Source organism: Kiloniella sp., from assembly GCF_048270245.1.
Lineage (GTDB): Bacteria > Pseudomonadota > Alphaproteobacteria > Kiloniellales > Kiloniellaceae > Kiloniella.
Genome location: NZ_JBLWTH010000007.1, coordinates 153,648 through 176,847, shown reverse-complemented (window position 1 = coordinate 176,847; position 23,200 = coordinate 153,648). Strand labels below are relative to the sequence as shown.

The 23,200-nt window shown below is 46.9% G+C and carries 24 protein-coding genes; 18 read left to right on the top strand and 6 right to left on the bottom strand.

Going from position 1 to position 23,200, the window contains the following annotated elements; translation table 11 throughout:
• The first annotated feature begins 519 nt into the window (after nucleotides 1-519).
• From ACN0W5_RS16045 to nadC, 5 genes are all read left to right on the top strand, one after another.
• Nucleotides 520-1,041, top strand: coding sequence for a GNAT family N-acetyltransferase (locus ACN0W5_RS16045; protein ID WP_417455089.1), 522 nt, complete (start codon nucleotides 520-522; stop codon nucleotides 1,039-1,041).
• 226 nt (nucleotides 1,042-1,267) lie between these two features.
• Nucleotides 1,268-2,284 carry an NUDIX hydrolase gene (locus tag ACN0W5_RS16040; protein WP_417455088.1) on the top strand — a complete coding sequence of 339 codons (1,017 nt, stop codon included), beginning with the start codon at nucleotides 1,268-1,270 and terminating at the stop codon, nucleotides 2,282-2,284.
• Between the two features lie 173 nt (nucleotides 2,285-2,457).
• Nucleotides 2,458-3,480 (top strand): quinolinate synthase NadA, encoded by a 1,023-nt coding sequence (gene nadA, locus ACN0W5_RS16035; RefSeq protein WP_417455087.1) that lies wholly within the window; start codon nucleotides 2,458-2,460, stop codon nucleotides 3,478-3,480.
• Nucleotides 3,481-3,493: 13 nt separating this feature from the next.
• Entirely contained in the window at nucleotides 3,494-5,122 is a 1,629-nt protein-coding gene (locus ACN0W5_RS16030) for an L-aspartate oxidase (RefSeq protein ID WP_417455086.1), read from the top strand.
• 36 nt (nucleotides 5,123-5,158) lie between these two features.
• Nucleotides 5,159-6,013, top strand: a complete 855-nt coding sequence (gene nadC, locus ACN0W5_RS16025; protein WP_417455085.1) for a carboxylating nicotinate-nucleotide diphosphorylase — start codon at nucleotides 5,159-5,161, stop codon at nucleotides 6,011-6,013.
• 34 nt (nucleotides 6,014-6,047) lie between these two features.
• Here nadC and ACN0W5_RS16020 read toward each other — a convergent pair whose 3' ends face one another.
• From ACN0W5_RS16020 to ACN0W5_RS15995, 6 genes are all read right to left on the bottom strand, one after another.
• Entirely contained in the window at nucleotides 6,048-6,203 is a 156-nt protein-coding gene (locus tag ACN0W5_RS16020; RefSeq protein WP_417455084.1) for a hypothetical protein, read from the bottom strand.
• Nucleotides 6,203-7,207, bottom strand: coding sequence for a cytochrome d ubiquinol oxidase subunit II (cydB, locus tag ACN0W5_RS16015; RefSeq protein WP_417455083.1), 1,005 nt, complete (start codon nucleotides 7,205-7,207; stop codon nucleotides 6,203-6,205). The genes ACN0W5_RS16020 and cydB overlap by 1 nt, the downstream gene beginning before the upstream one ends.
• Complete coding sequence (locus ACN0W5_RS16010; RefSeq protein ID WP_417455095.1) at nucleotides 7,197-8,642, bottom strand: cytochrome ubiquinol oxidase subunit I; 1,446 nt, start codon at nucleotides 8,640-8,642, stop codon at nucleotides 7,197-7,199. Before ACN0W5_RS16010 ends, cydB begins: the two co-directional genes overlap by 11 nt.
• 222 nt (nucleotides 8,643-8,864) lie before the next feature.
• Nucleotides 8,865-9,707, bottom strand: coding sequence for a homocysteine S-methyltransferase family protein (locus ACN0W5_RS16005; protein ID WP_417455082.1), 843 nt, complete (start codon nucleotides 9,705-9,707; stop codon nucleotides 8,865-8,867).
• Nucleotides 9,707-10,570, bottom strand: a complete 864-nt coding sequence (gene metF / locus ACN0W5_RS16000) for a methylenetetrahydrofolate reductase [NAD(P)H] (RefSeq protein WP_417455081.1) — start codon at nucleotides 10,568-10,570, stop codon at nucleotides 9,707-9,709. Before metF ends, ACN0W5_RS16005 begins: the two co-directional genes overlap by 1 nt.
• A 5-nt stretch (nucleotides 10,571-10,575) precedes the next feature.
• Nucleotides 10,576-11,514 (bottom strand): ArsR/SmtB family transcription factor, encoded by a 939-nt coding sequence (locus ACN0W5_RS15995; protein WP_417455080.1) that lies wholly within the window; start codon nucleotides 11,512-11,514, stop codon nucleotides 10,576-10,578.
• 528 nt (nucleotides 11,515-12,042) lie between these two features.
• Here ACN0W5_RS15995 and ccmA point away from each other — a divergent pair.
• The 13 genes from ccmA (at nucleotide 12,043) to ACN0W5_RS15930 (ending at nucleotide 22,863) form a co-directional block, all read left to right on the top strand.
• On the top strand, nucleotides 12,043-12,717 hold the full coding sequence (gene ccmA / locus ACN0W5_RS15990) for a heme ABC exporter ATP-binding protein CcmA (protein WP_417455079.1): 675 nt from the start codon (nucleotides 12,043-12,045) through the stop codon (nucleotides 12,715-12,717).
• Nucleotides 12,714-13,400, top strand: a complete 687-nt coding sequence (gene ccmB / locus ACN0W5_RS15985; RefSeq protein ID WP_417455078.1) for a heme exporter protein CcmB — start codon at nucleotides 12,714-12,716, stop codon at nucleotides 13,398-13,400. Before ccmA ends, ccmB begins: the two co-directional genes overlap by 4 nt.
• Before the next feature lie 190 nt (nucleotides 13,401-13,590).
• Entirely contained in the window at nucleotides 13,591-14,325 is a 735-nt protein-coding gene (locus tag ACN0W5_RS15980) for a heme ABC transporter permease (protein ID WP_417455077.1), read from the top strand.
• A 199-nt stretch (nucleotides 14,326-14,524) separates the two neighbouring features.
• Nucleotides 14,525-14,731 (top strand): heme exporter protein CcmD, encoded by a 207-nt coding sequence (gene ccmD, locus ACN0W5_RS15975; protein ID WP_417455076.1) that lies wholly within the window; start codon nucleotides 14,525-14,527, stop codon nucleotides 14,729-14,731.
• The gene (gene ccmE, locus ACN0W5_RS15970; protein WP_417455075.1) at nucleotides 14,728-15,183 is read left to right on the top strand and encodes a cytochrome c maturation protein CcmE; all 456 of its coding nucleotides are present in this window, start codon (nucleotides 14,728-14,730) and stop codon (nucleotides 15,181-15,183) included. The genes ccmD and ccmE overlap by 4 nt, the downstream gene beginning before the upstream one ends.
• Entirely contained in the window at nucleotides 15,180-17,180 is a 2,001-nt protein-coding gene (locus ACN0W5_RS15965; protein ID WP_417455074.1) for a heme lyase CcmF/NrfE family subunit, read from the top strand. Before ccmE ends, ACN0W5_RS15965 begins: the two co-directional genes overlap by 4 nt.
• Complete coding sequence (locus ACN0W5_RS15960) at nucleotides 17,177-17,734, top strand: DsbE family thiol:disulfide interchange protein (protein WP_417455073.1); 558 nt, start codon at nucleotides 17,177-17,179, stop codon at nucleotides 17,732-17,734. Before ACN0W5_RS15965 ends, ACN0W5_RS15960 begins: the two co-directional genes overlap by 4 nt.
• Before the next feature lie 50 nt (nucleotides 17,735-17,784).
• Nucleotides 17,785-18,288, top strand: a complete 504-nt coding sequence (locus ACN0W5_RS15955; protein WP_417455072.1) for a cytochrome c-type biogenesis protein CcmH — start codon at nucleotides 17,785-17,787, stop codon at nucleotides 18,286-18,288.
• Entirely contained in the window at nucleotides 18,285-19,517 is a 1,233-nt protein-coding gene (gene ccmI, locus ACN0W5_RS15950; protein ID WP_417455071.1) for a c-type cytochrome biogenesis protein CcmI, read from the top strand. The genes ACN0W5_RS15955 and ccmI overlap by 4 nt, the downstream gene beginning before the upstream one ends.
• A gap of 145 nt (nucleotides 19,518-19,662) precedes the next feature.
• Complete coding sequence (locus ACN0W5_RS15945; RefSeq protein ID WP_417430935.1) at nucleotides 19,663-20,439, top strand: ABC transporter ATP-binding protein; 777 nt, start codon at nucleotides 19,663-19,665, stop codon at nucleotides 20,437-20,439.
• A 44-nt stretch (nucleotides 20,440-20,483) separates the two neighbouring features.
• Complete coding sequence (locus ACN0W5_RS15940; protein ID WP_417455070.1) at nucleotides 20,484-21,245, top strand: ABC transporter substrate-binding protein; 762 nt, start codon at nucleotides 20,484-20,486, stop codon at nucleotides 21,243-21,245.
• A gap of 137 nt (nucleotides 21,246-21,382) precedes the next feature.
• Nucleotides 21,383-22,150: an ABC transporter permease gene (locus ACN0W5_RS15935; protein ID WP_417455069.1), complete on the top strand. Its 768-nt coding sequence runs from the start codon at nucleotides 21,383-21,385 to the stop codon at nucleotides 22,148-22,150.
• Nucleotides 22,150-22,863 (top strand): ABC transporter permease, encoded by a 714-nt coding sequence (locus ACN0W5_RS15930; protein WP_417455068.1) that lies wholly within the window; start codon nucleotides 22,150-22,152, stop codon nucleotides 22,861-22,863. The genes ACN0W5_RS15935 and ACN0W5_RS15930 overlap by 1 nt, the downstream gene beginning before the upstream one ends.
• Nucleotides 22,864-23,200: the final 337 nt, after the last annotated feature.

Here is a 23,200-nt window from a genome sequence, read left to right as displayed (position 1 = left end):
GAAAAGCTAGACGATATATATAGTCTTTTTCCCTATCGTCAAGGAACATCTGAAACATTTCTGTAAAAACTTTTTCAAGGATCAATTCCTATCTAAATTTTCTAATCAGCTTCCGTAAAACTTCCGCTAACTGTCTGTTTTTACTCTGTCTTTCCGATGTCCCGCCAGAGCATCTGCCCCGTCGGTGAGCGGTGTTATAGGCCCCACACAACACACTGTCAAAGACCTTTTTGCAAAAAACTCACATTTTTTTAATATTACCGTCACACGGGCTATTCGCGTAAGTTTATTGCGCAAAAACACCCCACTTGTGATGTTTTCTAAATATCCTAGATTCCAAGAAGGTAAGTTCAAGGGAAAATTAGGACAAATCCATAAAGAATCCCTGAATCCAGATGTAAAAACATGCGAGATTCTTGCAAATAATCTTTAAAAGTAACTTTCAGTCAAAAAGATTCGCACCTATTTCCGCGAATCATCCTAAACAAGAACAATCACAACACAAGATTCTGACAACCGATGCCTATAGATAATGTTTTTACCTTTAAAAGAATCCCATCCGAGGACGCAGCTCTTTATAAAGAGCTCAGAGTGGAAGGCCGCGATGAAAGTCCAGAAGCTTTTGGCGCCTCTTATTGTGATGAAGTAAACATTCCTCTGAGCCACTATTCCAAACTTTTAACAAACAACGTTGTTTATGGCGCTTATAGTAATAAAAGTTCGCTGGTTGGCATCGTAGGCTTACGAATCCCTAATAAAGAAAAGCTCAAACATAAAGCAAGGCTTTGGGGGATGTATATAAAGCCGGAAGCACGCGGCAACGGATTGGCCAAACAGATCCTTTTACAGATTATCGAAATAGCAAAAGAAACCACCGAAGAGATTCTCTTAGCTGTAGTTGTTTCAAATGTCTCAGCTATCACCTTATATGAGAAGCTGGGTTTTATTGAATACGGACGCGAACCCAGAGCACTTAAATTTAAAGACCACTATTATGACGAAGTACTTATGCGCTTACCACTCACACCAAAAACCATATGAAAGTGACTATGATCTAAGAAAGTCACTTTCATAAATAGCACCCACTCTTACATAAGCAGACCTTTTATAAGTCTCTCGTATATCCATTAAGGCACAACATGATAGAAGCGGAACTTGAGCGTTAGAAGGAATTTTCCGTAATATTGTCGTCGCACTTTCAAGGTATCTTGCCTAATCTCAATTCCTCTGTGATCTTAGAGACTTATAAGAGAGGGACAAACTAAGTATGAATGCGAGTACAGAACCAGCAAACGGACAGGTCGTTATCGGGCTGAATGCCGTTATTGTTGCTATCATTGAAGAGCAACCAAAGGTTCTTGTCGTCCAACATACTTCTGAAACACTTACTGCACAGCATGAAACCCTGACCGAACGGACAGCGCTACCCCATGACAATCGGCCCCATGACAATCGACACGAAGCACTGCCTTTTGGTCCCTTTTATCCGCTGAAACACCGTACGCTTGAATCCGGGTTGAGGTCGTGGGTCGAAGAACAGACTGACCATGAGATTGGATACGTCGAACAGCTCTACACATTCGGGAATGAAGGGCGCGACCCTCGTGAAGAGGCAGCTGGCGCCCGCTTGGTGTCCGTCGGCTATCTCGCCCTTGTACAAGATACGGCTCCAACAGCAATTGAGAATGCTGTGTGGCAGGATTGGTATCGCTTTTTCCCATGGGAAGACTGGCGCGATGGACCCCCTACTATACTAGAGAGTGATATCATCCCCGCACTGCGAAAATGGATTGAACAGGCAGAAAATAACATCGAACAGAAAGATCGTTACGAACGCACCTGTATTACCTTTGGTCTGGATGACACCCCCTGGAATGATGAACTTGTTCTGGAAAGATACGAATTGCTTTATGAAGCCAGCTTGGTCGCGGAGCGACAGGATAGCCTTGATGAAGGTGATATAAGTAATCAGCACGGAACGGCGATGGCACTGGATCATCGACGTATACTGGCAACGGCAATCGGACGTTTGCGGGGCAAAATTAAATATCGTCCCGTTGTGTTTGAACTCATGCCGCCGACATTTACCCTGTTACAGCTCCAAAAAGTTGTTGAAGCTCTTTCTGGATCACTTCTTCATAAACAGAATTTTCGTCGCCTAATCGAGAAAAAAGGTCTGGTTGAAGCTACGGGGAAGATCGAAACCCAAACAGGTGGGCGACCTGCGAATCAATTCCGTTTTCGCCGGGAAGTTCTGATGGAACGGCAAAAACTAGGCATTTGACAGAACCGGCCCCTCATCCACGACACCCAGTTCATCCCACCAACACCACTTATACTAATATTGAGCATAATGTGCTTGACCCAAGTAATACTCACTTGTAGCATAAGTGAAACAGGGAGCTCCCGTCTTTTTTTATTGCCCCCTTATACTCAAATAGAGCAAAAGAGGTTGCCATGTCTGCCAATACTGCAGTCGCAGAGACAGAAGAATATACATACACCCCGGAAGTAGCAGAGCGTACTGCCGCTGTCTTTGAGCAGGTGTATCCCGCGATCAGTAAAGAAGAATGGCCCGATTTTGCGCCCTATGTTGATGAAATCATGCGTTTGAAAAAAGAGCGCAATGCTGTTGTTCTCGCCCACAATTATCAAACCAGAGACATCTATCACTGTGTTTCCGATATCGTTGGGGATTCACTGGCGCTTGCGCAAAAGGCTATTGATGTCGAAGCCGATGTGATCGTTATGGCTGGTGTTCACTTCATGGCAGAAACAACAAAGCTTCTTAACCCGTCTAAAACCGTTTTGATACCGGATCCGAAAGCTGGCTGTTCACTGGCAGATTCCATCACAGGCGAAGACGTGCGTAATCTTCGCAAAAAATATCCCGGTGTCCCGATTGTTACCTACGTAAACACCTCTGTCGAAGTAAAGGCTGAATCAGATATCTGCTGCACATCCGGAAATGCAGTGAAGATCGTTGAATCACTGGGTGTTGATCGGGTGCTATTAATCCCCGATCGCTTTCTTGCCGCCAATGTTGCCGCCGAAACCAACGTTGAAATTCTAACATGGCAAGGCGAGTGCGAAGTGCACGAACGCTTTACCGCGCGACAGGTCAAGCAATTGCGCAAAGCACATCCAAATGTCACGGTCCTCGCGCACCCGGAGTGCCCACCGGAAGTTGTTAAAGCTGCAGACTATTCAGGATCAACAGCAGGCATGATCAATTTCGTGTCCGAGCAGAAACCCGCTGAAGTTGCCCTGATCACAGAATGCTCTATGGGCGATAACATTGCGTCCGAAAACCCAGACACAAACTTCATTCGGTCCTGTAATCTTTGCCCGCATATGCAACGTATCAATTTAATGAACATCTGTGAATCATTAAAGACAATGACGCACGAGGTTACTGTTGATCCTGCACTTGCTGATCGGGCACGCCTCGCCGTTCAACGTATGCTGGATGCAAGTTAAGGAGTTTTCTCCCATGCGTAATCCCGCCAACACCATCAAAAGTACAACGACAGATGTTTTGGTAATTGGTGCAGGCCTCGCCGGCTTGATGGCGGCGTTACGCCTTGCGCCAAAAGCTGTCACACTTTTATCAAAAGGGCCACTCGGGGAAGAAGCCTCCAGCACCTGGGCACAGGGGGGCATATCAGCCGCATTGGATCCTGCCGACAGTCCTGCAAATCATCTCGTGGATACGCTTGCCGTTGCCGGCGGCATTGCGGATGAAGACATTGCCGCATTGGTCACCGACCTTGGGCCAGAACGCATCCGCGATCTGATTGATCTGGGCGTGATCTTTGATCATGACGACAAGGGCCTGAGCCTGAGCCGAGAGGCCGCCCACAGTCGCCGACGGGTTGTCCATGCCAATGGAGATTCGACGGGCCGGGAAGTCATGCGCGTTCTGCAGATCCGGGTAAAAGAGGCCACTCACATTACCGTTCTTGAAAATGCGGAAGCAGTAGATTTACTTTCTCATAACGAGAGTGATCAGGGCCGGCATAATAGCGTCCAGAACATTCCGATTTGCGGCGCAACCCTTCTGAAAGACAATGAACTACAGGCGGTCAATGCTCATGCTACGATTATTGCGACAGGCGGTATCGGGCAGATCTACAGCGCAACCACCAATCCCTTTGCTGCGTGTGGGGACGGGCTTGCCATGGCCGCCCGCGCTGGTGCCAGATTAAAAGATCTCGAATTTGTTCAATTCCACCCTACATCCATAGATGTAGAGGCCACACCTCGCCCTTTAGCAACAGAAGCTCTACGCGGCGATGGTGCTTGGTTGGTGAATGAAACCGGTAACCGCTTTATGCTCGATGAACATCCCCTCGCCGAATTGGCACCACGGGATGTCGTCGCCAGAGGTATATGGCAGCAGATACAAAAGGGGCATCGCTGTTACCTAGATTGTCGCAGATCTATTGGCGATGCCTTTCCCAAGCACTTTCCCACCGTCTATGCCCACTGTGAAAATCACGATATTGATCCGACAAAAGATCTGATCCCCGTTGTCCCGGCAGCGCACTATCATATGGGGGGCATTGAAACCGACAATCGCGGACGAACTAATCTTAACGGCCTCTGGGCTTGTGGCGAAGCTGCTTGTACTGGCCTACACGGCGCAAACAGACTCGCCAGTAACTCCCTGCTCGAAGCTTTAGTGTTTGCACCTCTTGTCAGTAACGATGTCTGTGATTTCCTCAGCAACAAAACAATAAGCGCGTCCGCCAAAGTTAAAACTTCAGAACAATCGCAAACCCTAACCAGCGTCGTAAAAGATCAGGATGTCATAGGTGAACTACAAACTTTGAACTATCGCTATATCGGACTTTGCCGGGATGAAGCAGGGCTAACGACACTTTTGAAAGAACTGGATCGTATCGAGACAAACAATCCACATGCATCAACCCGACTAAGAAATATCATGACCACCAGTCGTTTGATTGCAACCATGGCACTTGAACGGAAAGAAAGCAGAGGTGGGCATTATCGCCTTGATTATCCCAATAGCGACCCACGATACCAGCGCCACAGCATTGTAGAACTGAGCCACCTCAAAAAAGACATCGTCAACGATACGATCAAACTGGCTTCATAGATTGCCTCGAAAACATATAGACGACAAAAAGTATAGATGATGAAAATAACGCCCCTGCCATCCCCCCTGATCAAACAGGCCGTACAGGCCGCGCTTATGGAAGATCTTGGATCAACCGGAGACCTCACCAGCCAGTCAATGATTCCGGAAGATGCCCAGCTCACAGCATCAATTGTAAGCAGACAGAGTGGCACTCTCTCGGGTACCGGATTTCTGCAAGCTGCAATGGCAGAGCTATCGGAACAGGTGGACGTCAAAATTTTACTCGGGGATGGAACGCGCCTCTCTCCCGGATCTATCGTTGCCACAATAACAGGTCCAGCTCGCGCGATCCTGAGCGGGGAGCGTGTTGGCCTGAACTACATGGGGCATCTATCTGGAATTGCCACCGCGACCCGTAATATCGTTGATCTGGTTGATGATCTGCCTGTGCGCGTTACCTGCACCAGAAAGACCACCCCAGGCTTGCGCGCCTTTGAAAAATACGCGGTGCGCTGCGGCGGCGGTCACAATCATCGCTTTGGTCTTTATGATGGCGTCATGATCAAGGACAATCACATTGCTGCAGTTGGCGGTGATATAGGGAAAGCCATTGCTACCGCCCGATCCCAAATCGGACACATGGTAAAAATCGAAGTCGAAGTTGATCGGCTTGATCAACTTCAACAAGCGCTCCCCCATAAGCCCGATATCATCCTGCTGGATAATATGGACTTACCAACCTTACGTGAAGCCGTTGCCATGATTGATGGAAAGGCCATCGCAGAAGCATCCGGTAGCATCACCCATAAAACGGCACGCGCCATTGCAGAAACCGGGATCGATGTAATTTCGATGGGATGGCTAACCCACAGCGCTCCTTGCCTTGATTTGGGGTTGGATATTCTCTAACCAATTACTCTGGAAAAATATTTCGGGCAAAACCTCATGACAATCCGAGCCAAGCACGTATAGCATAACCAACAACACCCAATGCGCAAACACCGCCAAACCACAACCCAGCAAACCAAGTTAGTCGGCACCTGAGGCTCTTTGCCTCTGGTTGGTTCGACATCTTATCTGCAAGGCTCTCCCTAGCCATCAATGGTACCCCTCTTCCGGGTCAACTTTTCCTCGGAAGACCCAATAGGCATAAGCTGTATAACCTAGGATTAAAGGCACGAGCACTGCGGTGCCAACAAGCAAAAACTCTAGGCTTACATCCGGCGCCGCCACTTGCCAGATTGTCAGGCTCGGGGGCACCATGTAAGGAAAAAAGCTGATCCCCAAACCAATATAAGTCAGAATAAATAAACCCAAACTGGCAAAGAAAGGCCAAACGTCATTCTTTTGCTTAAGACCACGCAGCAAGACCAGCGCCGAGGTCAAGACAAGAAGCGGAACCGGGGCCGTATAGATAATCTGTGGCATGGTAAACCAGCGTGCTAGAAACTCTGGATTAAGAAACGGCGTCCAAATACTGACAACCCCGATTAAACTCAGGAGTCCAAACAACGCAGGTTTCGCATAACGATAAGCTTTCTCTTGAACTGGTCCGACAGTCTTTAGAATCAGCCATGTCGACCCCAATAGAATATAACCGACAACAACAGCAACACCTGTGAGCAGTGAGAAGGGCGTCAACCAATTCCACCATCCCCCCGCATAGGCGCGATCAACCACGTCGATGCCCTGGACCAAAGCCCCTAAGGCAATCCCCTGGCAAAAGGCTGCGGCAAGTGAACCGCCAAAAAAGGCGAGATCCCAAAACCCTTGAGAGTTCACACTTCGCCATCTGTATTCAAAGGCAACACCCCGAAAAATCAGTCCTAACAACATAATGGTCAAAGGCGCATAAAGTGCAGGCAAGACAACAGAATAAGCCAGGGGAAAAACAGCAAAGAGCCCACCCCCACCGAGAACGAGCCAGGTCTCATTTCCATCCCATACCGGGGCAATCGTGTTCATGGCATAGTCACGTTCACTTCCCCTGTTAAAGAGAAGAAACAAAATACCAATCCCCAAATCGAAACCATCCAGCAAAACATACGCAAGAACAGCAAAAGCAATCAGCAAAGACCAAATAAGTGCGAGATCAATTTCCATTTGTCTTACTTCCTGTTTCTTGCGTTAAAGCCTGATCATCTGAAGAAAGTGTTTTGGTCGGAAACATACTCGTCGCACGTGTTGGAACGCCATCAGGCCTGTAATCATCGGGTATATCCGTGTCGGGCGTTCGCTTCATCAGACGAAGGATATAAACCACCCCCACACCAAACACAGCAAAGTACACAATCACAAAAGCAAGTAGAGATAATGCGACAGCAGGTGCATCAATTGGTGAGATGGAATCAGATGTACGTAGCAAACCATAAACCGTATAGGGCTGCCTTCCGACCTCTGTCGTGATCCAACCAGCCAAAAGGGCGACAAAACCGGATGGCGCCATCCATGTTGCAAACTGTAGCATTAAAGGCGTTTCATACAGCTTTTTCTGCATGCGCCGAAGAAAACTCCACGCCCCCAAACCAGCCATCAGGAATCCCAAACCGACCATGATGCGAAATGACCAAAAAACAATGGGAACATTCGGCCTGTCTTCCGGGGCCCATTCTTTCAAGCCTTTGATTTCGCCATTAAGATCGTGAGTTAAAATCAAGCTGCCCAACTTCGGAATTTCCAGCGCATAATACACGGTCTCATCCTGCATGGACGGTAAACCAAAGAGAATAAGTGGCGCCCCTTTTTTTGTATCAAAGTGTCCTTCCATTGCCGCAATTTTAGCTGGCTGATGTTCCAATGTGTTTAAGCCATGGAAATCACCAGCGATAATTTGGATCGGCGCAACAATAACGGCCATCCACATCGCCATTGAGAACATGATTTGTGCAGATTGATTGGTTTTGTCGCGTAGCAGATGCCATGCCGCAACACCACCGACAACAAACGCCGTCGTCAGATAGGCCGCCAAAACCATGTGAACCAACCGATAGGGGAATGAAGGATTGAAAACCGCTGCCCACCAATCTACGGGGATAAACTGCCCAACGTCGTTCACACCGTAGCCTGCTGGCGTCTGCATCCAGGAATTTACCGACAGTATCCAAAAAGCAGAGAAAAGAGTGCCAATCGCCACCATTAGCGTGGCAAAGAAATGTAACCTTTTTCCAACCTTGTTCATGCCAAAAAGCATGACACCCAAAAACCCAGCTTCTAGAAAAAAGGCAGACAGGACTTCATAGCCCATCAGCGGACCAAGTATTGGACCCGTTTTGTCAGAAAATACACTCCAGTTCGTCCCAAACTGATAGCTCATGACAATACCGGAAACCACGCCCATCCCGAAGACAACGGCAAAGATCTTTATCCAGTATTTGAAAATACGCAAAAAAACATCACGCCCAGTCCAGAGCCAAAGACCTTCGAGAACAGCGAGGTAACTCGCTAACCCGATAGAAAAGGCCGGAAAGACGATGTGAAACGAAATCGTAAAGGCAAATTGTACACGCGCGAGAAACGCAGCATCCAGAAACTCAACCATATCCAATCGCACTCAGATCAGAGCGCCCTCAGTTGTTGATCTGAATCTATAGTCACGCCAAATGAGTCCGAACGCAAGACACCCGATACGTGCGTATTGTCTCACACAAAAAGTAAGGTTTTAGCTCATACTCTAGTCACAAAACAAAAAGAGGGTACATCTGTTAAAACGTACCCTCTGATATCCATCTCGTAATCAGGATCTTTACCCGTACTGTACCTATTAACTGTTAGCAACCGCCGAATAATCATTCCAGCTGGAAACAGGAACTGTAGCCTCACGCGGAGAGACATTCGGGCGCGTGACCGGACGATAACCATCTGCAGCTTTTTTACGCAAAGCCTGATCAAGTTGTGCGGTTTCTCCTGGAGAACGGCCACCGTGCACAAGGATTTTTTGACCAACCTGATGCACAGGGAATCCAGCCTTGATTGTATCGCCATTTTCAACATAGCAAACACCATCTACCAAATCACCGACAGTATCATCGGTAAAATCGAGATCTTCGGAATAATCCAGAAGCAATGGCACAGAAGATCCCAGCTCTAAAAGAGCCTGTCTAGCAGATGCCAACTGTGCACGTGCCTGTTCCAAATCAGACACAGGCTTGAACGTCAGCGCATCAACGCCGCCAGACACAAGTCCTTGCACCTGAATATAAGCGCCGTAGCGTAGCTCATTGTCAGTACCTGTTGCATTGGATTGGTCAGCAACACCAAGCACAAATCTACGACGATCACCACCCGGCAATGAATCAACAGCCAAGCAAGCCGCTTCAGCAGCCAGGTGATTTATAATAAAGGCTTCGTCCTGCATATTGAACTTCGCCAAAGCATCCAAAGAGGCTTCTTTTGTATGGGTTCGAATAACATCGGCCCCTGCCTCTAAAAAGTCTTTATGAGCCGCCGTTACCAAATCCGGACGGGAAATATTCAAAGCGGCGAGGCAGTCTTCGTTTCCAAAGGTAGCGCGCTTGAGATCAATTGCAGCTTCACGCAGGGCGGGTTTCAAATCACCATCAGTTAATAAAACACGACTGTTTAGCGCATCAATAAAGTTTCTCATTATGCAGCTTCCTTCTCTTCAGCTTGAATAGATAGAAGCCGGCACACAGCTTCTGTTAACGGCGAGCGGTTTAGAGTGTAGAAATGGAACGCGTCAACACCGCCATCTATCAAATCACGGCAAAGATCCAGACAAAGCGAAACAGCAACAGCTGCTGCCGTTTCAGGATTATCTTCCAATCCCTCAAAAGCATTACTGACCCAATCCGGAATTGTCGCGCCGCAACGATCGGCAAAACGCTGTAATTGAGCGATATTATTGATTGGTAAAATCCCAGGAATAATCGGAATTGTAATACCTGCTTTCCTCGCTTCCTCAACAAAACGAAAATAGCTCTCCGCTTCAAAGAAAAATTGCGTGATCGCTGTTGTCGCACCCGCGTCCTGTTTTTGCTTTAAGAAAGCCAGATCATCAGCCAGTGACTTGCTATCAGGATGGGGATCTGGGTAGGCCGCAACCGCAATATCAAAATCACCAAGCTCTCTCAGACTTGCAATAAACTCGACAGAATCCTGAAAGCCATCTTCATGAGGTTCAAAGGCCGCACCGGGTTCTTCTGCATCGCCACGCAGGACAACCAAACGGGTCACACCCAGGTCACGCCAAGCTTTGACTGTTTTCAGGATATCTGTTTTTGACGCCCCTGCCATCGTAATATGGGCTGCAAGCGTCAGGTCTTTATCCTGCGAAAGCTTATTCAGTAAATCTTTTGACTTTTGCTGCCCAGAACCACCCGCTCCGTAGGTAATAGAGTAGTACTTTGGCTCAAAAGCTTTCAACCGCGTTACGGTCTTTGTTAGATTATCAAGACCGTTTGCCGAAGCAGGCGGAAACAGTTCAAAACTGATATCTGGTCTTTTCATTCCTATTACTCCGTATTGGGATCGCGACGTGCTGTCCAAATGCAGACCGTCAGCGGATCGCCAGGAAGATGTTCAGGATCAGAAAGGGTTAACCCCGCATCATCGCAGAACTCTTCAATTTGTTTATCATCAAAACCCAACCAATGGTGCGCATGATCATCACGTAGGCTGTCCATACGGTGGGGCGCGAAATCCACCAAAATCAATCGACCTCCGGGCTTGAGAACCCTTGCGGCCTCGCGCAAACACATTCGTGGATCGAGCGCATAATGGAGCACCATGTTCAAACACACAGCATCAAAGCGGGCATTTGCAAATGGAACTTGGTACATATCACCTTGGCGTACCTGGCAGTTCGTTAACCCCGCACGATCAATGTTATTTCTGGCAATCGCCAGCATCTCACGGGAAATATCCAACCCGACAATCGAGCCAACTTCGCCTGAAACTAGCTCTAGAACACGCCCTGTCCCTGTACCGATATCCAGCAATTCCTTTACGGGTTCCTTTAGCAAGCTTTCCTGAAATGCTGCTTCTATAGAAGCGGTATCGATGTGAAGGGATCTTATTTCATGCCAGTCGGATGCATTTTTGCTGAAATATTCATGCGCTTTGCGGGCTCGCTCTGCTTTGATATCTTCTAGGCGTTGAAAATCCAAAGCAAGTTTGGGATCCTCCGCCGGGATCAAATCAATAATTAATCGAGCCAACTCTGAACAAGGTTGATTATCGGACAACCTGAAATAAGCCCAGTTACCTTCTTGATGACGTTCCAGAAGACCTGCTTCCATCAACAGCTTTAAATGCCTGGAAACGCGCGGTTGGCTTTGCCCAAGAATTTGAACAAGCTCGCTAACAGTCAATTCCGCATGAGCACAAAGACCCAAAACACGTAACCGTGTTGGCTCGGCAATAGACTGTAATCCTTTTAGTAGTACTTCCACGTAACGTCTCCTTAAGGCGTAAGCTCTGCGCCACAATCAATATAACAATATCTTTATATCGTAATTTATCAAGAAAAAAAATAACCCAATAGCGATCATTTTTTATTTTTATGCGACACACTTTTATTTATCTATTTGTTTTCACTCCGTTTTGTATGAAAAATCATACGCCTTTACAAAGAAATGAAGAATCCTTGGCTTTGAAATAAATCACCGTTTTGCCACATTTAGGGCTAAGTCCCTTCAAAATTGGGTCCTACATTCAAGACCGTAGAGAGCTTCCCCTCTCTACTAGAGATCCTGAAGATCTCCATATTACCCCAAAGCTGGACTCTAGCGGCTGCCGGATACCCGACTGGCAGCCGCATCCCGTTTTAAGACTCCCGGTCCCCTTCCGTCATAAGGAAACACCTTATTGGCGAGAGGGGATTTTTTTTGCTATACGCTTTTTAGTTATACGCAAGAGAGGCGATCAGGCATGATCGATCTTTCGCATCTTAGTTCCGATAAAAAATAAGGGTTTAGATATTGGGCAGCAGCCTTTTTCAAGGGGAAGACCTTACCTGTATACGAGGCGGGCGCACTGTCTTTCTTGGATTGAACTTCAATCTTGCACAGGGACAAGCCCTTATTCTCAAAGGACCTAACGGTAGTGGAAAATCAAGCCTGATACGCATGTTATCCGGCCTTGTGCGACCAAAGTTTGGAAAACTCGTCTGGCAGGATCAGGACGCGACGAGAGAGCCTGAAGTTTTCCAACGACATATTCACTACATCGGGCACCGAAACGCGATTAAACCTGTTTTGACGGTTTTGGAAAATTTGGCCTATTGGTCAGGCAAGACAAAAGACGATTCAAGCTTGGATGACGCTTTAGATCATTTCAGAATGCTTCCCCTCAAACATACGCCAGCGAATCTACTCTCATCCGGACAAAGCAGACGCCTGACCCTGTCACGTTTACTAGCCTCAGAGCGATCTGTTTGGCTATTAGATGAACCCTCTGTCGGTCTGGACGTTGCGTCGGTGGCGCTACTTGAAGACGTCATAAAAACACATCGATCAAATGGTGGGGCCGTTATTTTTGCAACACACAGCCCCATTAATGTCGAGAACCCGAACAAACTTAATCTGCAAGATTACAGCCCGTTATATAACAAGGAACTTCTGGCGGTTGAAAACGAAGAGGATTCCTGGATATGAAGACTTTCCTCAATATCGTTTCCAGAGACTTGCGTCTGGCATTCCGCCAAAAATCAGATTTAACCATGGCTGTTCTGTTTTTTATTCTCACCGCCATGCTGTTCCCTTTTGGACTGGGTCCCGAACCAAACTTGCTGGCCCGTATTGCCCCCGGTATTATTTGGGTCACAGCTCTTTTAGCCGTTCTGCTCTCCCTTGAGCGCCTGTTTCTGGCTGATTACGAAGACGGCAGTCTGGAGCAACTTATTCTGTCATCAACATCGTTAGAAGTTGCCGTTCTCGCCAAGGTCTTTGCCCACTGGTTAACAACAGGTCTTCCCCTAATTCTCGCCGCGCCCTTAATCGCATTGCTGTTTAATATGGATTCTGATGCCATGACGATTCTTCTTATCGCCATGATATTAGGGACACCAAGCCTCAGCTTAATCGGGGCCATCGCAGCAACACTAACCCTTGGCGCAAGGCGCGGGGGCGTCTTGATTCCCCTGCTTGTTCTCCCACTTTATATACCAACACTGATTTTTGGTGTCGGGGCTATTGATGCGGCTATGAACAGTCTGGAAGCTGGCGCGGTTATCGCTAATGCGCGACCTCACCTTTTGTTGCTTGGCGCGATATTGCTTGTTTCGTTATTAATAACCCCGCTAGCCGGGGCCGCTGCCTTACGGCAATCAGTAGAATAGAATACGTCGAATAGAACGTTCAAAATATGAGAAGTTGAGTACGGCCAGATTGAAGGATATCGCTGAATCCGTTGAAATCCCAAAATTGATTGATATCAAGGCAGGGTATATACCTTTGTTCTAGTGTCTGCTCACCGTTAAATGAACCTGTGCCTGATGCACAAGAATGTTAATTGAAGGGATAAGGACAATGTCGGTCTTTCACCGATTTGCCAATCCAAACAGATTTTTGAAGCTGACCAATCAGGTGCTTCCATGGGTTTCCGGCCTGACAGTACTTTCACTGGCCGCCGGCCTCTATATGTCATTTTTCACATCACCCCCTGATTATCAACAAGGTGAAAGTGTCCGGATTATGTACATCCATGTGCCATCAGCCTGGATGGCCATGTTCGTGTACACATCAATCGCTATTGCGTCCGTCTGCTCTTTGATCTGGCGTCACCCCCTTGCCGATCTTGCCGCCAAAGCCTCTGCACCTATCGGGGCCGGCTTTACCTTCTTGGCACTTGCAACAGGATCGCTATGGGGTAAGCCAATGTGGGGGGCTTGGTGGGTTTGGGATGCACGTCTGACATCTGTGCTGATCCTCTTCTTCCTTTACCTAGGGCACATGGCCTTGATGCACGCATTTGAAGAACAGGAACGCGGCAACAAGGCTGCGGCCGTTCTTGCCATTGTCGGCTTTGTGAATATTCCAATCATCAAGTTCTCCGTCGATTGGTGGAATACCCTTCATCAACCCGCTTCTGTCATGCGTGCTGATGGCCCGTCAATTGATCCATCGATGCTCTGGCCGCTCATGATTATGGGGATTGCCTTCAAGCTTTTTTATATTGTTATTTTATTGATACGAATCAAAAGCGAACTCATAGAGGCCAAACTACGCAAATATCGCCGCGCTGTTGTCGATAAAGCTCATTAAGGTCAAGGTTAAAAAATGTAGATAAACCAGCAAGAGATCAACAAATATTGATCATGATGTGAATCAAAGTCTTAGGATTTTAGTGTGACATAATGCGCTAGTGTTTAAACGATAGAATTATGTCTATCTACAGAATAAGAGAAGAAGCCGGGAAGGTATTATAATTAATCCCGGCACAACTCAGGTTACGCAGGACAGTATGGAACAGATTACGAACTTTCTCTCTATGGGAAACTATGGTGCCTACATCTGGACGGCCTATCTTTTGACGGCTGCTGTGATGTCAGGATTACTTGTCACGACCTTACAACGCCTGCGAAAAAATAAGACTGAGTTGGAAGAATTCCAAAGCCTTCAAAATTCAACCGAACAGTCTGGTCAAAAGGAAGAGGCAACCCGCCCATGACACGGAAAAGCCGTAGAATGTATGTACTCGTGGTCGCCATTGCTTTACTGGCCTCTGCAACAGCGCTCGTGTTAACTGCTCTGGACGATAATATTACCTATTTTTACAGCCCCTCTGACCTCAAAACCAAACAGGTCACTGTTGGCCGGGCGATTAGGCTGGGAGGTCTTGTCGAAGATGGTACATTCGAAAAGCTAGGCGGAGGCCTCAAGGTTCAGTTTTCAATTACGGATGGCGCAGAAACTGTCTCGGTAACCTACGAAGGCATTCTTCCTGATCTCTTTCGCGAAGGGCAAGGTGTTATCACCGAAGGTAGCCTGAATGAAAAGGGTGAGTTTATTGCCCATGAAGTACTGGCAAAACACGATGAGAATTACATGCCTGCCGAAGTTACCGAAGCTTTAAAAGCGGCTGGCGAATGGCGCGGAGATGAGGAGCAAGCAACAGAATGATTGCTGAACTTGGACAGTTTGCCATTATCATGGCCCTACTTGCCGCGATTGCTCAATCAATCTTGCCGCTGATCGGCGCGGAACGGCTTGATAGTCGTTTGATGGCGTTTGGTAGTCAGGCATCATTGGTTCAATTGCTTTTTGTTATTCTTGCTTTTGGCTGTCTGACCCAAGCTTATATCGTTTCAGATTTTACACTTGTGAATGTTGCTGAGAACTCTCATTCAACAAAGCCATTGCTTTATAAGATCAGCGGTGTTTGGGGAAATCACGAAGGATCCATGTTACTATGGATCCTTATTCTCGCCGTTTTTGGTGCAGCTGTTGCGGCTTTCGGGCGTAACTTGCCCGTAACGCTCAAGGCCCGGGTATTGGCGGTTCAAGCCATGATAGGCGTTGGCTTTCTGACCTTCCTGATCTTTACATCAAATCCCTTCACACGCCTTTTGGTACCGCCGGAAAATGGTCGCGATCTCAACCCGCTATTACAAGATCCGGGCTTGGCCTTTCATCCTCCGATGCTTTATGTCGGATATGTCGGTTTTTCCGTAGCCTTTTCCTTTGCGATCGCCGCCCTTATCGAAGGCAAGGTTGATGCAGCATGGGCACGCTGGGTTCGCCCCTGGACACTGACCGCATGGACCTTCCTCACTGGTGGTATCGCATTGGGTAGCTGGTGGGCTTATTATGAGCTTGGCTGGGGTGGCTGGTGGTTTTGGGACCCCGTTGAAAATGTTTCCTTTATGCCATGGCTGATGGGAACTGCGTTGTTGCATTCCGCTATTGTTGTAGAGAAAAGAAACTCTCTCAAAGTCTGGACCATTCTTCTTGCAATCCTGACGTTCTCTCTCTCCCTTATCGGAACCTTTATTGTACGTTCAGGACTGCTGACGTCGGTTCACGCTTTTGCTGTTAACCCAGAACGCGGTATTTTTATCCTCTTCCTTCTGGCAATTGCTATTGGCGGATCGCTGGCGCTTTTTGCTTTCCGCGCTCCATCCCTCAAAGCTGGTGGTATTTTCTCACCAATCAGTCGCGAAGGCGGGCTATTGTTAAATAACCTTTTGCTCAGCACAGCATGTGCCACTGTTTTTCTTGGCACACTCTATCCCCTGTTTATGGAAGCATTGGGCGGCGGCCGTGTTTCGATCGGCCCCCCTTTCTATAACAATACCTTTGTTCCTGTTATGGTTCCCTTGCTTTTACTTGTTTGTGTCGGGCCACTTCTTCCATGGAAGCGGGCTGATTTGATCGGCGTCTTAGGTCGTTTGAAGTACGCAGGCCTCGCAACCATTCTGGCGATTCTACTTGCTTGGTATGTCACAGAAGGCGGACCTCTTCTGGCAATTCTAGGCCTTGGAATGGCCGCTTGGCTTCTATTAGGTACCCTTAGCGAATGGGCAGATAAAATAAAACTATTCCGCGCACCTCTCGCCACAAGCTGGCAACGCATGATCAAGCTACCCGGCTCTGCCTGGGGCATGACACTTGCCCATGGCGGTCTAGCCATTGCCGTGGCGGGTATGATTTCCACATCCGCATGGAAGGTCGAAGACGTTGCCGTTCTCAAGCCGGGCGAAACCATTACAGTTGCCGGAACAAATTATCGCTTTGATGGTGTTCGCGAACTGGTTGGCCCGAACTATCAGGCTGTAGAAGGCACCTTCACGGTCAGCCAAAACGGTGAGTTCATGGCAACATTGAAGCCGGAAAAACGTCTCTATAACGTCCAAAAAATGCCAACAACAGAGGCCGCGATCCACTCCACTTTTGTCGGTGACTACTATGCCGTTATCGGGGATCAGGTTGAAGACGGCGGCTGGACTGTTCGCATTTACCGCGAACCGATGGTCACGTGGATATGGTTCGGCTGTACTTTAATGGTATTGGCCGGGTTGCTCTCACTGGCAGACCGACGCTTGAGAGTTGGTGCACCTGCCGGAAAACGTAAACAAGAAAAACGAGAACAAAAATCTCAGCGGAATGCCGCAGCATGAACAAGAAAATACTCTTTACCCTTCCGCTTCTGATTACGTTGGTTCTGTTTGGTTATTTTTTCTGGGCACTGACCAAACCCGGAAGAGATCCTAAAATTTTACCCTCAGTATTAATCGACAAACCCGCACCAGAATTCAACCTGACGGCATTGGACAATCTTGGCGTACCCGGCTTTTCCAGAACGGATCTGACGACCAATGGCAAGGTTTCTGTTGTAAACATTTTTGCCTCTTGGTGTGTCCCCTGTCTTGCCGAGCATCCTGACATGGTCAAACTTGGCAAACGCAACGATATCAATCTTTACGGCATTAATTACCGTGACAAACCAGACGATGCTCTTAATTGGCTAAAGCGTAACGGAAACCCCTATCACAGAGTTGGTAGAGATCCCAAAAGCAGAACGGGGATTGATTGGGGCGTTTATGGTGTCCCGGAAACCTTTATCGTCGATGCTACAGGCACTATACGTTATAAACATGTCGGCCCTTTAAACCCGGGTGATCTCGAAAACAAGATTTTACCGATTATCGACAATCTTCAGACACAAAAATAGTCTGATATTCGTTTTTATATCTGGCTTTATATCTGGGAAAATATTTACCTATGCGTGGCTTACTTCTTTTTACAGCCGTCCTCTTCCTCTTCACAGTCAACAGTGACCCTGTGCAAGCTTTCGAGCCTGACGAAGTTCTTGATGATCCGGCATTAGAGGCTCGTGCCCGCGAGATCTCAAAAGAGGTCAGGTGCTTAGTGTGTCAGAATGAACCCATCGATTCTTCAAATGCAGATCTGGCAAAAGAACTACGGATTGTTGTCAGGGAAAGGCTGGTTGCCGGGGATAGTGATGACGACGTGAAAAGCTATCTTTCGGATCGCTATGGCGATTTCGTTTTGTTTCGCCCGCCTTTCAACACAGCCACCTTTTTACTTTGGTTCGGGCCTCTACTTGTTTTTGGTATCGGCGGCATCGGCCTGATCCTTTTTTACAGAGGAAGCAAAAATCTAAAAGTTGCTAAGCCGCTCAGCGAAGAAGAAGAAGCACGATTAAATGAGCTTCTGGACAATGAAAACAAGACTAAAAGCTCAAATTCAGGAGAAGCCTCATGATTTTTTGGGCAATCATCGGAGCACTGACAGCACTTTCTCTTGTCGTTCTCATCAAGCCTCTGGCCAGAAAAGCAGATTCTGCGCCTGCCGATACGGCTGAATCAGACCTAGCCGTTTATAAAGACCAACTGAACGAAATAGACAAAGACCTCAAAGCAGGAAATATCGTCGAAGCGCAGGCTGAAATTGCGCGCATTGAAATTCAGCGCCGCATCCTGAACACCGGACAAGAACAGTCTGGATCAACCAAAGGGCACCCCTTATCACCAAAGGCAATGAAAGGATTACTAGGAAGTCTGATCATTACATTCCCAATCGCGGCGTTAGCACTATACATGTATCTCGGACAACCCGGCGTTTCAGGGATGCCCCTTGCCGAGCGTGACATCGCCGCTGAACGCATGGCAATTGCTCAACAACAAAACAATGAACGCAATACAGAAATGATGGGGCTTGCGGAAAAGCTCCAGGCACGTCTCGAAAATGAACCTAAAAACTTAGAAGGCTGGATGTTACTAGGTAGCACCTATGCAGAAATAGGGGATTTTCCTCTTGCAGAGAGAGCCTTTCGCCATGCAATGGAAAATAACCCGCCGAACCCGATGATATATGGCGCGGTTGGCGAAATGCTAGTCGCACAAGCCGAAGGGCAAGTTTCATCTGATGCGCTTGAACTCTTTAGAAAAACACTTGAACTCAACCCTCGTGATCCTCGTGGTTTGTTCTATAGTGGCTTGGCTTTAACACAAGCTGACGCGAACGAAGATGCCCTTAAAATCTGGCTAACGTTACGCACCTATACGTCTGCTGCAGACCCTTGGTTACCAATACTGGATGCACAAATTGTCGAACTCGCCAATCTGGAAAAGATGAACCCGGAAAAGCTACTCGCATCTTATCCTGCAGAAGAACCAGAAGAAACGGCAGAGCAACAGGGCGATGATCAATCAGGACCTTCAGCTGAAGACATGGCCGCCGCGGCAGAGTTAAGTGCAGAAGAAAGAACCGAGATGATCAACGGCATGGTCGAAAGGCTTGCAGATCGTTTGATAGAAACACCAGATGATCTTCAAGGCTGGGTACAATTGGCAAGATCCTACCATACACTTGGTAGATCATCAGATGTACTCGAAGCGATAAAAGGGGCTGAAATGGCTGCCGAAAACCAACCAGATGCTGAAGAAGCCCAAGAACAAATTCAAAAACTAAAGCAAGAACTTGGGCTTTAAAGTAAGGCCAGAAGAGCAATCTCGAGAGTTGTATATATTTTTTTTGCTTTTCATTATGAAAAAACCACACTAATTTCATTAGGAAGTAAAAGTACAAGACATTTAAACAATGGGGACATAACCTATGGCGTCAAACGCCGCGGCTATGGTGGATAGAACACCTGCTCTTGTCTGTGAAGACATTCATAAATCATTCGGTAATATCGAGGTTTTAAAAGGTGTTTCGTTAACTGCACACGAAGGTGATGTTATCTCGATGCTCGGTTCCAGTGGTTCCGGGAAGAGTACATTTCTACGATGCATCAATCTTTTAGAAACCCCGAATTCAGGTAAAGTAACCGTTGGCGGTGAGCTCATTAACATGAAAGCCACCAAGTCAGGTGAACCTGTACCCGCAGACAACAAGCAAATCGAACGCATTCGTTCCAAGTTGTCCATGGTGTTCCAAGGTTTTAATCTTTGGTCTCATATGACAACACTGGAAAACATCATCGAAGCCCCAATCCACGTTCTTGGCCTCAGCAAAGCAGAAGCTACCGAACGTGCGAACGAAATGATGGATAAAGTCGGCATCTACGAACGCAAAGATTATTATCCTGCACATATGTCCGGCGGGCAGCAACAGCGCGTAGCAATTGCCCGTGCACTAGCAATGAACCCATCCGTTATGTTATTCGATGAGCCAACGTCAGCTTTGGACCCAGAGCTCGTCGGTGAAGTGTTGAAAGTTATCCGCGATCTTGCCGAAGAAGGCCGTACAATGATTGTGGTAACCCACGAAATGGGCTTTGCCCGGGAAGTATCAAATCAAACACTTTTCCTTCACAAGGGTCATATTCTGGAACAGGGAAATCCAAAAGAGATTTTCGCCAATCCACAATCAGAGCGTTTCAAACAGTTTATCGCTGGAAATCTAAAATAATAAAACAAACACAAGTATAACAATTAAATTTAGGGAGCCATTAAATGAAAAAATTTCTTGTAACTGCTGTAGCCGCAGCAATGACATTCACAGTTGGCACCGTCGCAGCGGAAGATCTGCGTATCGGTGTAGAGGGCGCTTACCCTCCGTTCAGTAGCATCGACACCAATGGTAATGTTGTTGGTTTCGACATCGACATCGCCAATGCGCTTTGTGAAGAAATGAAAGTAAAATGTACTCTGGTCGTTCAAGACTGGGACGGTATCATTCCTGCGCTTAATGCAAAAAAATATGATGCAATCATCGCGTCCATGTCCATCACCGAAGACCGTAAGAAGAAAGTTGATTTCTCTGAGAAATATTACAACTCTCCGGCACGTTTTCTTCGTAAAAAAGGTTCTGGCATCGAAATCTCTGCTGAAGGTATGAAGGGTAAAACTGTTGGTGTACAACGCGGTACAATTCACGACACCTTCCTCACGGCTGAATTTCCAGACACCGAAATCAAACGTTATGGGACACAGGACGAAGCATATCTAGATATCGCAGCCGGTCGTGTTGATATGTTGATCGCAGATTCCATTGCAATGGATGATGGCTTTGTGAAAACTGATGCTGGCAAAGATTATGAACTTTTCGGCCCATCTTACAGTGAGCCTAAATATTTCGGCGACGGTGCAGGTATTGCTGTACGTAAATCAGACACTGAACTACGTGATCGTTTCTCTGCAGCAATCAAAGCTATTCGTGCAAATGGCGTTTACAAAGCAATTAACGACAAATACTTCGACTTTGATATCTACTAAGAACAAAGATGGAATAACCATCTTGTATTCTGGTTAAATAGTAAAACAGCACCCTCAGAACCCAGAACATAGTACTTGGGTTCTGGGGTGCTTTTTTAAAAGCCTTAAAGAACTGGCTTAAAATCGGAAGATTTAAAATGATTAACCTTGATGGCTACGGATATAGTATCCTCGTTAGTGGCGGCATAATTACCGTCTCCATCTCTTTGGCGTCTCTGCTGGTTGCTTGTGTATTAGGGATGTTCGCAGCACTTGCACGCCTGTCAAACAACAAAATCAGCAGCTCAATCGCCTTTGGCTATACGACTATCATCCGCGGCGTACCTGATCTTGTTCTCATGTTGCTGATCTTTTTTGGTGGTCAGGTTTTTGTTAACAACCTGCCAGAAAATCTGCTCAACTTCACAGCATGGTTTGGGGAAGTCATCGGGGCGGGGGATTCCCTGAAAGTAGCTGCTGAACCTTATCTTGATTGGGGTTACATAGATATCAACCCCTTTATCGCAGGTGTTCTAACCATTGGTTTTATCTTTGGCGCCTATATGGGCGAGACATTCCGTGGGGCTATTATGGCTGTGGATAGAGGAATGCTAGAGGCCGGAACAGCCTACGGCATGACTAAATTTCAAATCAACCGACGCATCCTCTTTCCCCAGATGGTACGCCACGCTCTGCCCGGAATTGGAAACAACTGGCTTGTCCTGATGAAAGCCAGCGCGATTACCTCTATCATTGGTCTGGAAGATATGGTTCGAAAAGCTGGACTAGCAGCCGGAGCAACACGCCAACCCTTCAAATTTTACCTTACCGCAGCGATTGCATTCCTTATTCTAACAACGCTGTCGATCTGGATACTCAAAATCATAGAAAAACGCTACTCCGCTGGTGTAAGGAGCGCACTCTGATGGATTTTCAAATAATACAAGATGAGCTGCCTTTATATTTCGAAGGACTGCTCCTTACCATCAAGCTTGTACCGCTTTCACTTTTGATCGGTTTTATTTGTGCGATTCCTTTGGCAGTCATGCGATTGTCCAAAAATCCGCTAATAAATTATCCTGTTTTTACTTTTACTTATGCATTCCGTGGAACACCACTAATTGTACAGCTGTTTATTCTTTACTACGGCGTAGGACAATTCGAAGGCTACAGCGCACTTACCAAGGAATTTGATTTCCTAAAGGGCGCTTACTTCTTTGCTTTACTTGGCTTCACGTTAAACACCGCGGCTTACACAACTGAAATCTTCCGTGGTGCTATGGCACAGACTTCCTTTGGGGAAGTCGAAGCAGCAAAAGCCTGTGGCATGTCTCAATTCTTGATCTTCAGACGAATAATCATCCCCAGTGCTTTAAGGCGTGCCCTGCCAGCATACTCCAACGAAGTGATCTTTATGCTTCACGGCAGTGCATTGGCCAGCACCATTACACTAGTCGACTTAACCGGCGCAGCACGTATTGTGCAATCCCGCTACTACGCCCCATATGAAGCCTTCATTACTGCAGCAGTCTTCTATTTTGTCCTCACCTTCTTGTTTATCTGGCTCTTCCGTCTAGTTGAAAACCATTTCAACAAGCACTTAAAACGGCGGGAAGAAACCATTCAGGTTGTCACCTGATTTCAAGATTTCTTCTTATTAGCAAAGGCCGGATGTTTATTCATTCGGCCTTTTTCACTATAAAAAACTGTTTAAAATACACAAACAGAATATCTGGAATTCCATGTCTTTATGCGAGAAATACGGGCACCCGCAGCCTATAGCAATAAGAGAACCAATGCTTATTACTCATGCGTGAGAAAACCATCAATAATTGGTGATTATACGATAAGTCATACCCTCAATTAAGATATTCTTTACCTAGTACTATGTTAAAATCAGATACTGCTTTTCTGATGTAAAAATTTATCTTCTCGGAATTAAAGGTAAATTTATTTAGTTCGCAGATGATAGGGAA